Here is a 13,667-nt window from a genome sequence, read left to right on the forward strand (position 1 = left end):
GCTCGGTATGCCGCCGGGGCGAGCCGGTTCGCGCGGCCGTCGAGAACGCTCCGTGAGCACCGGACGCCAAGATGGTCGAAGCGGAGATGGTCACATCAGACGGCCGCCCCGGTGGATGGATCGAGCCATCGCTCACTCGTCAGGCCCTTCGCCCAGGGAAGCAGGCGTGACGAAACGGTCGAGCCGGCCGCCGCGCGGGCTGAGATCGCGCCAGTCCTCGATCGCGAAATCGAGCACGGCGAGCCCGCAAGTCGGATATTTCTGGCTCATCCGCGCCGAGGCGTAGCGGTCGCCATGGCCGGTCAGCATCGCGGCGAGCTCCTCGAAGCCGGGATTGTGTCCGACCATCAGCAGCGTGCGGACGCCGGGATCGACCTCCTGCGCGGTGTGCAGCAGGCGTTCCGTCTTGGCCTCATAGATGCGCGGCTCGACATGGCTCGGCGGCTTCTCCGGCAGCATCGCCTTGACCAGGTCCCATGTCTCAAGCGTGCGCCGCGCCGGCGAGATCAGCGCGAGGTCGGGCAACAGCAACTCCTCGGCGAGATAGCGCCCCATGACGGGGGCCGCCTCGCGTCCGCGTGTCGCGAGCGGGCGCTCACGATCGGCCATCCCGGTAGGCCAGTTCGACTTGGCATGGCGCAGAAGCATGAGGCGTCGCATGTGTCGAACCTAACCATCCCCCGGCGGTTTTGCGAGAGCTTCCAGCGGCGGCAGATCGAGCGTCCGCAAGGCCGCGATCAGGATCGCCACGAGCTGCCGCGAATAGAGCCCGAGCAGCACCTCGCGGCCTCCCTCCTCCGCCAGGAAATCGAGCTGGCCGTCGATCAGGAGCGTGGTGAAGCCATGCATCACCGACCAGACGATCAGGATCGCCGCGAGGTCGGGCTCTCCGGCGAAACTCGGCGGATGGCGCGTGAGCAGATCGTCTCCGCTCTCGCGGCCCAGTTCGCAGCGCGTTTCGCGCACCAGGATGCCGAAGGCGCGGCCGGAGGCGCGCTTGAACGCAGGCTCCTCCCAATTCAACCCCATCTGGCCGAAGACGACGCGAAACCGCCCGGGCTTGTCGAGTGCGGTCGCGAGATAGGCATCACAGATCGCAGCCATCCTGTTGCCGTTCGCGCGGTGCGCGGCAGCCTCGGCCGCCGCCTCCATCGCATCGGACAGGCCATCGAAACCGAGCGTCGCGATCGCCGTCAGCAAGCCGGTGAGATTGCCGAAATGATGCGCCGGCGCGGCCGGCGAGACCCCCGCCCGGCGCGCGCATTCGCGCAGCGTGAATCCGGCCAGGCCCTTCTCGGCCAGCACGGCTTCGGCAGCAGTGATCATCGCCTGCCTGAGGTCGCCATGGTGATAGCCGCCGCGCGCGGAGCCAGCCTCGATCTTCGCCATTTCCAACTCGCGATCTGCACATCGTCAAAATCAATCTTGACGACGTCAAGATAGCGACTTACTACGGCACCGCAACTTAACAGCGTTCAGATGGAGGAGCATGATGCTGCCGGTGACGCTCGACGACGCCTTCATGCTGGGCTCCCGCCTGGCGATCCTGGGCTGGCTCACCCTTCTCCTGCTGCCGCGCTGGCGCGGCCTCTCGGCGATGCTCGCCGGCGCCGTGATTCCCGCAGTGCTGTCGCTCGGCTACTTCGTGCTGATCGCCGTGTTCTGGAGCGAGGCGAAGGGGGATTTCTCATCATTGGACGGCATAGCGGGGCTCTTCGCCTCCAGGCCGCTGCTGCTCGCCGGCTGGCTGCACTATCTCGCCTTCGACCTCTTCCTCGGCAACTGGATCCTGCGCAGGGCGCAGGAGGCGGCGATCCTCCACTGGCTGATGGTGCCGGTGCTGCTCATGACCTTCCTGTTCGGGCCGATCGGCTACCTCGCCTATCTGCTGCTGGAGGCCTGCTTTCGCCTGGCGCGCGAGGACCGGATCGCTCGCCTCCAGGCCCGCCTTCCGGCTTGGCTGCCCGATCTCGAACTCGAGCCGCGCCTTACCGCCGCCGCCTTCGCCATGCTTGCCCTGGCCGTGCCGACCGCCTTCGCCTGGCTGATCGACATCAGGCAATTCCAAGGCGTCGATACCTGGATCAAGCCATTAAAATTCGAGATCTCGGTTGCCTTCTATCTGCTGACGCTGGCGCTGTTCCTGCCGCTCGCCAGCGAACGCTTCCGTACCACATGGGCCGGGCGCTACATCGTCTGGCCGGTGATCGTGCCGATCATCCTCGAAGTGCTCTACATCGTCTGGCGCGCCTCGCGTGGGGAAGCCTCGCACTACAACAGCGACAGCACGCTCAGTGCGGCGCTCTACACGCTGATGGGCGTGGGGGCGGTGATGTTCACGGTCGCGCCCGGCTTCCTTGCCTATGGGCTCGCTCGCCGTGACGCCACGCCGATGCCCGAGGTCCTGCGCTGGTCGCTCGTCGCCGGTCTCGCCCTCACCTGCATCTTCGGCCTGCTGAGCGGCGCCCTCCTCGGCTCGAGTGCCACTGGCCACTATGTCGGCACGCAACCGGCCCCGCATCCGGCCGTTCCGTTCTTCGGCTGGTCGCTGGCGATCGGGGATCTGCGCGTCGCGCATTTCTTCGGGCTGCACGCCCTGCAGATCATTCCTGCAATCGGCTTGCTGCTCTGGCTGGCAATGAGGCAGGCCAGAGCCGGTCTGGTCGTGCTCGGCGTCGTCTCTGCCGCCTATGCCGCCGTCACCACGATCGCGCTTGTCGCGGCTCTGCGGGCGCGGCCGTTGCTGGGGCTCGGCTGAACCGCCTCAGCGGCTCTCCCGGCGCGTCATGAAGGCGAGCTTCTCGAACAGCGAGACGTCCTGCTCGTTCTTGAGCAGCGCGCCATGCAGCGGTGGGATCAGCTTGCGCGGGTCGCGCTCGCGCAGCATCTCGGGCGTCATCTCGTCGGCGAGCAGGAGCTTGAGCCAGTCGAGCAATTCCGAGGTCGAAGGCTTCTTCTTGATGCCTGGAACCTCGCGCACCTCGAAGAACAGCTTCAGCGCCTCCTCCATCAACCGCTTCTTGATGCCGGGGAAATGCACCTCGACGATTGCCTGCATCGTCTCGGCATCGGGGAAGCGGATGTAATGGAAGAAGCAGCGCCGCAGGAAGGCGTCGGGCAATTCCTTCTCGTTGTTGGAGGTGATGATCATCACCGGCCGCCGCGCCGCCTTGATCGTCTCGCCGGTCTCGTAGACATGGAACTCCATGCGATCGAGCTCGAGCAGCAGATCGTTGGGGAACTCGATATCGGCCTTGTCGATCTCGTCGATCAACAGCACCGGCCGCTCAGCCGAGACGAAAGCCTCCCAGAGCTTGCCGCGCTTGATGTAGTTGGCGATGTCGGAGACGCGCGCATCGCCGAGCTGGCTGTCGCGCAGCCGGCTGACCGCATCGTATTCGTAGAGCCCCTGCTGCGCCTTGGTGGTCGACTTGATGTGCCAGGTGATCAGCGGCGCGCCCAGTGCCGCAGCGATCTCCTCCGCCAGCACCGTCTTGCCGGTGCCGGGTTCGCCCTTGACCAGCAGCGGCCGCTCCAGCCGGATCGCGGCATTGACGGCAACCGTCAGATCCTCGGTCGCAACGTAATTCTCGGTGCCTGCAAAACGCATCGTCGGTCCCTTTGAAAGATGCTGCAGACGCTAGCTCAGGATCGTCGAAACCGGAAACCCGCTTGCGGTGAAGTCGTGCCCGAACCACGAGGCGTAAAGCCGCATGCGCAAAGGCTAGTTCCGGCATGATCGCAGGCCTCCGGCGGTTGTATTGCCGTCGCGTAACCCGCAAGCTCCCGGGCCTCTTCTCACCGCCGACTCGCAAGGACTGACGTGGCCGGAACTGTCGACCCTTCCGTCTATAAGGATGCCATCGTCGTGCTCGCCACGGCCGGCGTCATCGTGCCCTTCGCCAAGCGATTCAAGGTCAATTCGGTCGTCGCCTTCATGGCCTGCGGCGCGCTGCTGGGGCCTTTCGGCCTCGGCGGCCTCGCTTCCTCGATTCCACTGCTGAGCAGCATCACCGTGGCGAAGGCCGAAGCCCTGGCGGGGCCGGCCGAACTCGGCGTCGCCTTCCTGCTCTTCGTCATCGGGCTCGAGCTGTCCTTCGAGCGCCTGATGACCATGCGCCGGCTCGTCTTTGGCCTGGGACTCGGCCAGGTCGCGCTCTCCGGCGGCGTCATCGGCGGGGTGGCCTATTGGCTCGGGCAGCCGGCGGCGGCCGCGCTCATCATCGGCTTCGGCCTCGCCTTGTCGTCGACCGCCATGGTCGTCGAATTGCTCTCGGCCAAGCGCCGCATGACCTCGTCTGCCGGCCGCGCCAGCTTCGCCATCCTGCTCTGCCAGGACATCGCCGTCATCCCGCTGCTCTTCCTGGTCAGCGTGCTCGGCGCACAAGCCGGTGGCGGCTCCCTGCTGGCGGGCCTCGCCCAGGCCCTGGTCCAGGCATTCGGGGCGATCGCCGCCATCGTGGTGATCGGCCGGCTGGCGCTGCGGCCGCTGTTTCGCCTGGTCGCCTCGACCGATTCGTCGGAGAGCTTCATGGCGGCGACATTGCTGATCGCGCTTGGAACCGGCCTGATCGCCGCAGCCGCCGGCCTGTCGATGGGGCTGGGCGCCTTCATCGCCGGCCTGCTCCTGGCCGAGACGGAATATCGCCGCGCCATCGAGGTCACGATCGAGCCGTTCAAATCGCTGCTGATCGGCGTGTTCTTCCTCACCGTCGGCATGGGCGTGAACCCGGCCGACCTCGCCGCCCGCCCATTCGCCATCCTGGGCATCGCGATCGGCCTGTTCGCGGTGAAATCCCTGCTCGTCTTCGGGCTGGCGCGCCGGTTCAGGCTGTCACGCGCGACCGCGCTTGAAACCGCGATCATGATCGGGCCCGGCGGCGAGTTCGCCTTCGTGCTGTTCGGCGGCGCGGTCTCGGCCAAGCTGCTCTCGCAGAATGCCGAGAGCCTCGTGCTGGCGGCTGTCTCCTTGACCATGGTCGTGCTGCCGCTCCTGGCTCGGCTGGCCCGGGCCTGGTCGCAGCGACTGGCCGTGCCCGCGACCCTGCCCGACGAAGCCAAGGTGCTGCCGCCGGACGATCATTCGGCGCGCGCCATCGTCGTCGGCTGCGGCCGCGTCGGCCGGCTCGTCGGCGCAATGCTGGACGAGCACGGCAAGCCCTATATCGCGATCGATTTCGACCCTGCGCTGGTCGCGACACAGCGCCGGGCCGGCCGGCCCGTCTTCTATGGCGATGCCGCGAATCTGGATTTCCTGCGCCTCAGCGGCCTCGACGAAGCGACGGCGCTGATCGTGACCATCGACAATCCGCGCGCGGTCGATGCCACCGTGCTGGCCGCGCGCACGCTCAGGCCCGATCTGGTGATCGTCGCCCGTGCGCGCGACGCCAGCCATGCCCGCCATCTCTACCAGATCGGCGTCAACGATGCGGTTCCGGAGACGATCGAGGCGAGCCTGCAGCTCTCGGAGGCGGCTTTGGTCGGGCTCGGCGTGCCGATGGGGCTGGTCATCGCCTCGATCCATGAGCGGCGCGATCAGTTCCGCACCGAACTCAAGCCCGCAGACGCTCCGGCACAGGCCCTTCCGCGGGACGTGCGCTCACGAAGGTTGTGACGCTCTGCAGGGGCGCGCAGGGCGGCTCGTTGCGTAGCGCCTGCCCCGATGGTTGCGCCACCCGCTGGATATGGCCGTAGAACTGCTCGGCGCTGCGGCGCCAGCTATAATGCGAGGCGAGCTCCAGGCAGGTCTCGCGCGGGATGCGCAGCGCCGCCAGCGCCGCCGCCCGTAGATCCTCGCTCAGCACGGCAGCCCCGCTGCCGGCGAAGACATCGCTTGGCCCCTGAACCGGGAAGGCCGCGACCGGAAGGCCGCTGGCCGCAGCCTCGAGCAGCACGATGCCGAAAGTATCGGTCAGGCTCGGAAACACGAAGACGTCGGAGGATGCATAGATCGAGGCCAGATCCTCGCCCTCGCGTGTGCCGAGGAAATGCGCGTCCGGATAAGCCCGCTGCAGATCGGCCCGCGCCGGCCCGTCGCCGATCACCACCTTGCTGCCGGGCAAGCGCAGCGAGAGGAAGGCCTCGAGGTTTTTCTCGACGGCGACGCGCCCGACGCTGAGGAATATCGGCCGCGGCAAATCGAGTACGCTCAGCGGGCGCGGATGGAACAGCCCGAGATCGACGCCGCGCCCCCAGCGCACGATCTTCTCGAAGCCATGCTGCCTGAGCTCGGCCTCGACCGACGCCGTCGACACCATGATCGCCTCGGCCGGGCCGTGGAACCGACGCAGGAAGCGGTAGCTCCAGCTCTCGGGAATGGGCCAGCGCGCCGCGACATATTGTGGAAAGCGCGTGTGGTAGCTCGTCGTGAAGGGCCGCTTCTGAGCGAGGCAGACGGCACGTGTCAGCCAGCCGATCGGCCCTTCCGTGGCGATGTGGATATGGTCCGGCTTGAACTCGGCGATCCGCGCTGCAACCGCCCGGCGCGTCGCCAGCGCGATCCTGATATCGGGATAGGTCGGCAAGCCGATCTGCCGAAAACCGTCCGGCGTCAGCACCTGTGGCGTCACGCCGAAGGCAGGCCCCGCCTCGAACATCCGCTCCAGCGACCGGACCACCCCGTTGATCTGGGGCCGCCAGGCATCCGTCGCGATCAGCAGGCGCATCACGCAGCCTCGACGAGCGCGGGGGCCGGCTCCGGGCGCCCTTTGACGACGACCGGCACCGGCGCCTCGCCCTTCAGCCGGTATTGCGGCCAGCGGATCATCTCGAAGCGCCCGTCATGGTGCTCGACGAAGGCGGTACAGCTTTCGACCCAATCGCCGGTGTTGATATAGGTCAGGCCCTCGATCTCGCGATGCGCGGCGTGGTGGATATGCCCGCAGATCACGCCGTCGGCATGGTGCCTGCGCGCCTCGGCAGCCAGGCAGGTCTCGAACTCGCCGATATAGTTGACCGCGTTCTTGACCTTGAGCTTGGCCCAGGCCGAGAGCGACCAATGCGGCAGATGCAGCCGGCGGCGCACCTTGTTGACGACGGTGTTGCAGGCGAGCGCCACCGTGTAGGCCCAGTCGCCCATCAGCGCGAGCCATTTGGCGTTGCGCACGACGAGGTCGAACAGATCGCCATGGATCACGAGCAGGCGCTTGCCGTCGGCGGTCTCGTGGATGATCTCGTCGACCAGCGTGATGCCGCCGAACTGCAGGCCGGCGAAATCCCGCAGGAAATCATCGTGATTGCCGGTGACGTAGATCAGCTTCGAGCCCTTGCGCACCTTGCGCAGCAGCTTCTGGATGACGTCGTTATGCGCCTGCGGGAAATACCAGCCGCTCTTCAGCCGCCAGCCATCGATGATGTCGCCGACCAGATAGATCTGCGGCGCGTCATAGGCGCGCAGGAATTCCAGCACGAGATCGGCCTGTGCGCCGCGCGTGCCGAGATGCAGATCGGAGATGAAGATGCTGCGAACCTGCTTAGCCTCGTCATCGTCGCTCATGCCCGCTTGCCTGTTCTGTTGCGATGCTGTCGGCGTTTGGCTGATTTGCGTTGCGCTTTGATGACGGAACCAGCGATCCGTGCTCTGGCTCGCTTTCGAGGCAACTAGTTTCCGGAGAAAAATCATGGATCTTGGGATTTCCGGCCGCACGGCCATCGTCTGCGCCTCCAGCAAGGGTCTTGGCCGCGGCTGCGCGCAAGCACTCGCCGAGGCCGGTTGCATTGTCGTGGTCAATGGCCGCGACGCGGCCACGCTCGAAGCCACCGCGAGCCAGATTCGTGCCAGCACCGGCGCGACGGTCATCGCCGTGGTGGCTGACGTATCGACACACGCTGGGCAGGATGCCTTGCTCGCGGCGGCGCCCGAGCCCGACATCCTGATCAACAACAATGGCGGGCCTCCGCCGAAACCGTTTCGCGATGTGTCTCGCGAAGCGCTGCTCGAAGGCGTCATCCAGAACATGGCGACGCCGCTGGAGCTGGTTCAGCGCGTCGTCGACGGCATGATCGCGCGGCGCTTCGGCCGCATCGTCAACATCACCTCGGCGAGCGTGCTGACGCCGCTGACGGGGCTCGACGTCTCCTCCGCGGCGCGCGCGGGGCTGACGGCCTTCCTCTCCGGTGTGGCGCGCGAGGTGGCCCATGCCAACGTCACCATCAACAACGTCCTGCCCGGATCCTTCGACACCGACCGGCTCAAGAGCGGGACGGCGCGAATGGCCGCCATCAAGAGCATGACGCCGGAGGACTTCGCCGCCGCCCGCAAGGCCGAGATCCCGGCCAGGCGCTTCGGCACGGCCGAGGAATTCGGCAATGTCTGCGCCTTCCTCGCCAGCCAGCATGCCGGCTACATCACCGGCCAGAACCTGCTGATCGACGGCGGCGTGTTCAGGGGGAGTTTCTGAGAGGGCGATAGGTTTCGACAGGCGATGCCACGTTGCGCCATCCGCGCCGTCATCCCGGGTCAGCGCTGTTTCGCCGCTCGCCCGGGATGACGTCGAGGATGAGCATGCGACCTGAGCCCCGTTCGAACCTTGCCCACTCGCCGCCTAGCAGGGTTGCAGAGTTGACGCTTTGAAGCCTGGGCTGGACATGGTCTAAAGGGGGCGGTCTTCTACAAGACCCTCCTCCCTGCCCTCCCTCCGCGCCGGTCCGTTGTCACCTCTCCTCGGCATTTGCCTGAAGCTCTTCTCGGCCTTGGTCTTCACCTTGATGGCGGCGGGCGTGAAATCGATCGCAGGTCGCTACCCGACGGGCGAAATCGTCTTCGTGCGATCCTTCTTCGCCCTGATTCCCCTGCTCATCTGGCTCGCCTGGCAAGGCGGCGTCGTCGCCTCGCTGAGAACCAGCAATCTGCGCGGCCATCTCAAGCGCGGCGTCATCGGCTCGACCGGCATGTTCTGCGGCTTCGCCTCGCTGCAGTTCCTGCCCCTCTCCGATTCGATCGCGATCGGCTATGCCGCCCCGCTTGCCGTCGTCGTGCTGGCCGCCGTCATCCTGAAGGAGCGCGTGCGGATCTATCGCTGGAGCGCGGTCACGATCGGCTTCGCCGGTGTGCTGATCATGCTCTCTCCCTATATCAGCGGCGTCGGCAAGGGGCTTGCTCCGGGACCTGCCTTCGGCGCGGCGATCGGCCTGGCCGGCGCCTGCTGCTCGGCTTTCGCCTCGATCGAGGTCCGGCAATTGACCCGCAGCGAGGGCACCGGCGCGATCGTGTTCTATTTCATGCTGATGACCAGCGCGCTCGGGCTTTCAACCGCGATGTTCGGCTGGCACATGCCGAACCTGCAGGATGCGGCGATGATGCTGGCGATCGGCATCCTCGGCGGCCTCGGCCAGATCTTCCTCGTCCAGGCCTATCGCTATGGCGACGCCTCGCTGATCGCGCCCTTCGAATACTCGACCATGCTCTGGGCTGTCGCGATCGGCTGGTTCATCTTCGGCGAATGGCCGGCGACCGCCGTGCTGATCGGCGCGACGATCGTCATCACCTCCGGCATCTATGTCATCCTGCGCGAACAGCAGCTCGGCCTGCTCAGGCGCGAGCAGCGTGAAGTCGGGTCGACGCGCACGACCTGAGGCAGCGGCGACCTGAGGCCGGCGCAACCGCGAGCTTCGGCTTACCGCTTGCTTGAGGAACTTGCCGCTTGCATCAGGAACGGGCATTGTCCGCTCAGACAAACAATCGTTCGCCTCCGCAAACGACAGACAGGTAAGACGGTCAAAACGCATGGGTATCGAGACCAAGGAGCGCGGGGGCCGGGAGCTTGAATCCGGGGCCCAGATCGTCTCCGGGCAACTCGGAAAGACGATTCAGCGCCTGCGCAAGGCCTATAATCTCTCGCTCTCGGAACTCGCCGAGCAATCGGGCGTGGCGAAGTCGATCATCAGCCAGATCGAGCGCAACGAGACCAACCCGACGCTGGCGACGATCTGGCGGCTGTCGCAGGCGCTCGACATCTCGATCGAACGCGTGCTCTCCAGCGGCGAGGAAGAGCCCTTCATCGACAAGACCAGCCGTAGCGACACGCCGATCCTGGTCTCCGAGGACGGCAAGCTCAGGCTCGCCATCATCGGCTGGATTAAGACCGTCGAATGGCTGCAATGGTACGAGATCCAGGCCGAGCCGGGCGGCGAGCTCGACTCGGAAGGCCATCAGCGCGGCTCGATCGAATCGCTCTCCGTCACCTCGGGCGAGTTCGAGGTCGAGGTCGGCGACATCATCCAGCGCGCCAAGGCCGGCGACACGCTGCGCTATCGCTGCGACCGCCGCCACATCGTCCGCTGCGTCGGCGACCAGCCGGGCTCGGCGCTGATGGTGTGCATCCTCAAAGCGGCGGTGATGGAGTAAGGTCCGCCTGCCGAAGCGGGCTGACTTTCCGTCGAACCATACCGTCATTCCAAAGCAGGCTGCAGGCCTGAGCGCGGAACGGAGAATCGATGCGTGTCGTCATCGATTCTCCGCTGTCAGAGCGCTCTTCAGCCTCCCGCCGCAGTCTTGACCGAGACGGTGGGCGAAGCGACTGCCAGCTCCAATGCCTTCTCCGTCATCGCCCACTCATCGGCGATCATGCCGGGATTGTCGTTGAGCTTCACCCCGTAGCTCGGGATGATCTCGCGGAGCTTCTTCTGCCATTCAGGGGTCGCGACTTTGTCAGCGAACACCTTGGCGAGGAGATTGATCATGATCGGAGGCGAGGTCGAAGCCCCCGGGGATGCGCCGAGCAGCGCCGCCATGGACCCGTCCGCGGCCGCCACGATCTCGGTCCCGAAGGTCAGAATACCGCCGCCTTCGGGTTTCTTCTTGATGATCTGAACGCGCTGCCCCGCCTGCCAGAGGCGCCAGTCTTCGTCCTTTGCCTGAGGCAGATATTCCCGAAGCGCGTCCATTTGGCCGCTATGGGACATCAGCAGCTGACCGGCGAGATATTCGACCAGATCGAACTCGTTCCACCCCACCGACACCATCGGCCGGATGTTTTCCAGCGAGACCGATGACGGCAGATCGAAATAGGAGCCGTTCTTCAGGAACTTGGTCGAGAAGGTCGCGAACGGCCCGAAAAGCAGGACCTGCTTGCCGTCGAGCATCCGCGTATCGAGATGCGGAACGGACATCGGCGGCGAACCGACCGACGCCTTGCCATAGACCTTCGCCAGATGGCGGTTGACGATTTCGGGCTTCTCCGTGACCAGGAAGGAACCGCCGACCGGGAACCCGCCATAGCCATGGGCTTCGGGAATGCCCGCGAGCTGCAGGAGAGGCAGCGCGGTGCCGCCCGCGCCGATGAAGACGAAGCGGGCGTCGACGGTTTGCACCGCTTTGCCGGTCTTCAGGTCGAAGGCCGAGACACGCCAGGTGCCGTCCCCATTCCGGGTGATCGAGCGGACCTCATGCCCGGTGAGCAGGCGAAATTCCGGCTGGCTCTTCAGGAATGCGGTGAACTGGCGCGTGATTTCGCCGAAATTGACGTCGGTCCCCAATGGCGATTTCGTCGCCGCGAGCGGCATCGAGGCCTTGCGGCCCTCCATCATGATCGGGACCCATTCGGCGATCTTCGCGGGGTCCTTCGTGAACTCCATCCCTGAGAACAGCGGGCTGGCTTTCAGCGCCTCGAAGCGTTTCTGGAGAAAGGTGACGTTGTCGTCACCCCAGACGAGATTCATATGCGGCGTCGAGTTGATGAAGGAGCGTGGCTCCTTCAGGACGCCCTGCTTCAATTGATGCGCCCAGAACTGACGCGAGATCTGAAACTGCTCGTTGACGGCAACAGCCGTGGCGATCTGCACATTCCCTTTCGCATCCTCGGGCGTGTAGTTCAGCTCGCAAAGCGCCGAATGGCCCGTGCCCGCATTGTTCCAGCCGTTGGAGCTTTCCTCCGCGACGCTGTCGAGGCGCTCCATCAGCTCCATGGTCCAGCGCGGCTCGAGCTCATGCAGCAGCACGGCGAGCGTAGCGCTCATGATGCCGCCGCCGATCAACAGGACATCGACCTTCCGATCCGCGGTCGCGGCGCGGTACTGGCCGCCCGTCAGCGAAATCCCCGCGGCCGCGACAGCCCCGACCGCCACAGCCGAACCAACCAGCCGGCGACGGGTCAGAGAGAACCGACCCTTATCCTTCTTCGAATCGGCCGGCGGTGATTTATCATTAGTATCGTTCAATGTAGCCATCCACGTTAGCTATTCGAGCTCTTGAAGCGGAGCCTGATCAGCGGATAATAGCGATATAGCCTGCGTATAGGGCATATCGACCTAGCCCTCAACCAGCCGCAGTGCGCTGATCGATCTTGCCATGGAGCGTCGAGACGAGGCATCAACTACCGCAGCGGAAGCATTGGTACGAGCTCGCATAGTTGCGAGCGAAATCGATACGAGACGAATTCGAACGCGATCGTTTCGCCCAGCACAGGCAGCCCGCCTGCTTACGCGTGCGTAGCGCTGGAGATCAGCGCCGCTGAATGAGCTCGCGTCCGATGAATTTCGGTGGCTCCCCGCGCAAGACGAGGGAGGTCGTGACGGCGCCGAACCGCGCGATCGAATCCACGATCGTTTCGAGCTCGCCCGGGGACGGCACCAGAACCTTCAGGAGAAAGCAGTCCTCGCCCGTCAACCGCAACACCTCCATGATCTGAGGCATCTCGGAAAACTGCTTCAGGCATGGGCGGATATACTCATGCGTGGTGCGCAATCGGATGATCGCCATCATGCCCAGCCCCAGGCTGGCGGGATCGATCCTGGCCCCATAGCCGGCGATGATGCCCCGCTCCTCCAGGCGCTTGACCCTCTCCGAAGTCGCCGGCTGCGACAGGCCTATCCTGCGGCCGAGCTCGGAGATCGCCATGCGTCCGTCCGCCTGCAGCGCCTCGATGATGGCGATATCGGTCGGATCGAGGACGGGATGGTTGTCGCGGGCAGACGGCATGCCTCACCTTGAATCTATCGGAAACTGGAAGGGCTTTCCGATGATTACTCATTCTGACTGGCGAGCAAAGCTGCCATCCTTTCCCAGTAGCGAATGAGAGGAAAGCATGACCGACATCATTATCCTGCCCGGCATCGGTGGTTCCGGGGAAACACATTGGCAAACCCATTGGGAACGCAGCAATCCGCATATCGGGCGTTTTCAACCGACAAGCTGGGACCAGCCGGATCTCGGCGACTGGCTCGCCGCGCTGGATCGCATGGTCGCCTCGGCGCGAACTCCGCCTCTTCTCGTCGCTCACAGCCTGGCCTGCCTTCTGGTCGCCCATTGGCAAAGCATCTCGTCTCTTCCGGTCGCCGGGGCGTTCCTCGTCGCGGTTCCCGATCCGACCCGGGCTGTTTTTCCGGCGGAGGCCGCCAGCTTCGCGCCCGTGCCTGAAGGCAGATTGCGCTTCCCCTCCCTCATCGTCGCCAGCACCGACGATCCCTATGGGGAGTTCCAATATGCCGAACTGCGCGCCGCCCAATGGGGCAGCGGCATTGTCGAGGTCGGAGCGCTCGGTCATATCAATGGCCGCAGCGGACTCGGCAACTGGCCCGGAGGCTTGGTTCTTTTTCAAGCATTCGCCGCCGGAGCCCGGCTTGTCACGGCTGAAGCCGATTCAACCGTGAAACCGTGAGAGCCTCGATCGAACGCATTCGGATAGAGCGGCGTCTCGCAAGCGGCCCTGCGCGTTGAAGCGCTAAAGGGG

Annotated in this window: 13 protein-coding genes; 6 read left to right on the top strand and 7 right to left on the bottom strand. The window is 65.3% G+C overall.

All coding sequences use genetic code 11. The features are described from left to right. Positions 1-132: 132 nt before the first annotated feature. Together BHK69_RS24485 and BHK69_RS24490 are read right to left on the bottom strand one after the other, a co-directional pair. Positions 133-660: a SixA phosphatase family protein gene (locus tag BHK69_RS24485; protein ID WP_069692381.1), complete on the bottom strand. Its 528-nt coding sequence runs from the start codon at positions 658-660 to the stop codon at positions 133-135. A gap of 9 nt (positions 661-669) precedes the next feature. Beyond that, positions 670-1,389 carry a TetR/AcrR family transcriptional regulator gene (locus BHK69_RS24490; RefSeq protein ID WP_069692382.1) on the bottom strand — a complete coding sequence of 240 codons (720 nt, stop codon included), beginning with the start codon at positions 1,387-1,389 and terminating at the stop codon, positions 670-672. 103 nt (positions 1,390-1,492) lie between these two features. Here BHK69_RS24490 and BHK69_RS24495 point away from each other — a divergent pair, with 103 nt between their 5' ends. Then, a complete protein-coding gene (locus BHK69_RS24495) occupies positions 1,493-2,758 on the top strand; it encodes an ABA4-like family protein (RefSeq protein ID WP_158516267.1) in 1,266 nt (421 codons plus the stop codon). A 6-nt stretch (positions 2,759-2,764) separates the two neighbouring features. On the opposite strand, the gene BHK69_RS24500 is transcribed toward BHK69_RS24495, so the two are convergent. Continuing rightward, positions 2,765-3,610 carry an AAA family ATPase gene (locus tag BHK69_RS24500; RefSeq protein WP_069692384.1) on the bottom strand — a complete coding sequence of 282 codons (846 nt, stop codon included), beginning with the start codon at positions 3,608-3,610 and terminating at the stop codon, positions 2,765-2,767. A gap of 213 nt (positions 3,611-3,823) precedes the next feature. On the opposite strand from BHK69_RS24500, the gene BHK69_RS24505 reads away from it, so the two are divergent. Then, positions 3,824-5,614, top strand: a complete 1,791-nt coding sequence (locus BHK69_RS24505; protein ID WP_069692385.1) for a cation:proton antiporter domain-containing protein — start codon at positions 3,824-3,826, stop codon at positions 5,612-5,614. Here the strand turns inward: BHK69_RS24505 and BHK69_RS24510 are convergent. Then, positions 5,553-6,665, bottom strand: coding sequence for a glycosyltransferase family 4 protein (locus BHK69_RS24510; protein WP_069692386.1), 1,113 nt, complete (start codon positions 6,663-6,665; stop codon positions 5,553-5,555). The genes BHK69_RS24505 and BHK69_RS24510 overlap by 62 nt on opposite strands. Further along, on the bottom strand, positions 6,665-7,495 hold the full coding sequence (locus tag BHK69_RS24515) for a UDP-2,3-diacylglucosamine diphosphatase (protein ID WP_069692387.1): 831 nt from the start codon (positions 7,493-7,495) through the stop codon (positions 6,665-6,667). The genes BHK69_RS24510 and BHK69_RS24515 overlap by 1 nt, the downstream gene beginning before the upstream one ends. A gap of 124 nt (positions 7,496-7,619) precedes the next feature. On the opposite strand from BHK69_RS24515, the gene BHK69_RS24520 reads away from it, so the two are divergent. The 3 genes from BHK69_RS24520 to BHK69_RS24530 all read left to right on the top strand — a co-directional run bounded on the left by BHK69_RS24520 (position 7,620) and on the right by BHK69_RS24530 (position 10,345). Then, positions 7,620-8,399, top strand: coding sequence for an SDR family oxidoreductase (locus BHK69_RS24520; protein ID WP_069692388.1), 780 nt, complete (start codon positions 7,620-7,622; stop codon positions 8,397-8,399). Positions 8,400-8,649: 250 nt separating this feature from the next. Beyond that, positions 8,650-9,573 carry a DMT family transporter gene (locus BHK69_RS24525; protein ID WP_069692389.1) on the top strand — a complete coding sequence of 308 codons (924 nt, stop codon included), beginning with the start codon at positions 8,650-8,652 and terminating at the stop codon, positions 9,571-9,573. A gap of 151 nt (positions 9,574-9,724) precedes the next feature. Continuing rightward, entirely contained in the window at positions 9,725-10,345 is a 621-nt protein-coding gene (locus BHK69_RS24530; protein WP_069692390.1) for a helix-turn-helix domain-containing protein, read from the top strand. 128 nt (positions 10,346-10,473) lie between these two features. On the opposite strand, the gene mqo is transcribed toward BHK69_RS24530, so the two are convergent. Both mqo and BHK69_RS24540 read right to left on the bottom strand, forming a co-directional pair. Then, on the bottom strand, positions 10,474-12,165 hold the full coding sequence (gene mqo, locus BHK69_RS24535; protein ID WP_083269652.1) for a malate dehydrogenase (quinone): 1,692 nt from the start codon (positions 12,163-12,165) through the stop codon (positions 10,474-10,476). A gap of 274 nt (positions 12,166-12,439) precedes the next feature. Further along, a complete protein-coding gene (locus BHK69_RS24540) occupies positions 12,440-12,916 on the bottom strand; it encodes an Lrp/AsnC family transcriptional regulator (RefSeq protein ID WP_069692391.1) in 477 nt (158 codons plus the stop codon). Positions 12,917-13,022: 106 nt separating this feature from the next. Between BHK69_RS24540 and BHK69_RS24545 the strand changes: the two genes are divergently transcribed. Further along, complete coding sequence (locus BHK69_RS24545; RefSeq protein WP_069692392.1) at positions 13,023-13,595, top strand: RBBP9/YdeN family alpha/beta hydrolase; 573 nt, start codon at positions 13,023-13,025, stop codon at positions 13,593-13,595. Positions 13,596-13,667 lie beyond the last annotated feature (72 nt).

The organism is Bosea vaviloviae (assembly GCF_001741865.1).
GTDB classification, from domain to species: Bacteria; Pseudomonadota; Alphaproteobacteria; order Rhizobiales; family Beijerinckiaceae; genus Allobosea; species Allobosea vaviloviae.

What these genes read in the sequence shown, in the direction of transcription:
- BHK69_RS24485 (WP_069692381.1), bottom strand. Translation starts at nt 660, where the DNA reads ATGCGACGCCTCATGCTTCTGCGCCATGCCAAGTCGAACTGGCCTACC.
- BHK69_RS24490 (WP_069692382.1), bottom strand. Translation starts at nt 1,389, where the DNA reads ATGGCGAAGATCGAGGCTGGCTCCGCGCGCGGCGGCTATCACCATGGC.
- BHK69_RS24495 (WP_158516267.1), top strand. Translation starts at nt 1,493, where the DNA reads ATGCTGCCGGTGACGCTCGACGACGCCTTCATGCTGGGCTCCCGCCTG.
- BHK69_RS24500 (WP_069692384.1), bottom strand. Translation starts at nt 3,610, where the DNA reads ATGCGTTTTGCAGGCACCGAGAATTACGTTGCGACCGAGGATCTGACG.
- BHK69_RS24510 (WP_069692386.1), bottom strand. Translation starts at nt 6,665, where the DNA reads ATGCGCCTGCTGATCGCGACGGATGCCTGGCGGCCCCAGATCAACGGG.
- BHK69_RS24515 (WP_069692387.1), bottom strand. Translation starts at nt 7,495, where the DNA reads ATGAGCGACGATGACGAGGCTAAGCAGGTTCGCAGCATCTTCATCTCC.
- BHK69_RS24520 (WP_069692388.1), top strand. Translation starts at nt 7,620, where the DNA reads ATGGATCTTGGGATTTCCGGCCGCACGGCCATCGTCTGCGCCTCCAGC.
- BHK69_RS24530 (WP_069692390.1), top strand. Translation starts at nt 9,725, where the DNA reads ATGGGTATCGAGACCAAGGAGCGCGGGGGCCGGGAGCTTGAATCCGGG.
- mqo (WP_083269652.1), bottom strand. Translation starts at nt 12,165, where the DNA reads ATGGCTACATTGAACGATACTAATGATAAATCACCGCCGGCCGATTCG.
- BHK69_RS24540 (WP_069692391.1), bottom strand. Translation starts at nt 12,916, where the DNA reads ATGCCGTCTGCCCGCGACAACCATCCCGTCCTCGATCCGACCGATATC.
- BHK69_RS24545 (WP_069692392.1), top strand. Translation starts at nt 13,023, where the DNA reads ATGACCGACATCATTATCCTGCCCGGCATCGGTGGTTCCGGGGAAACA.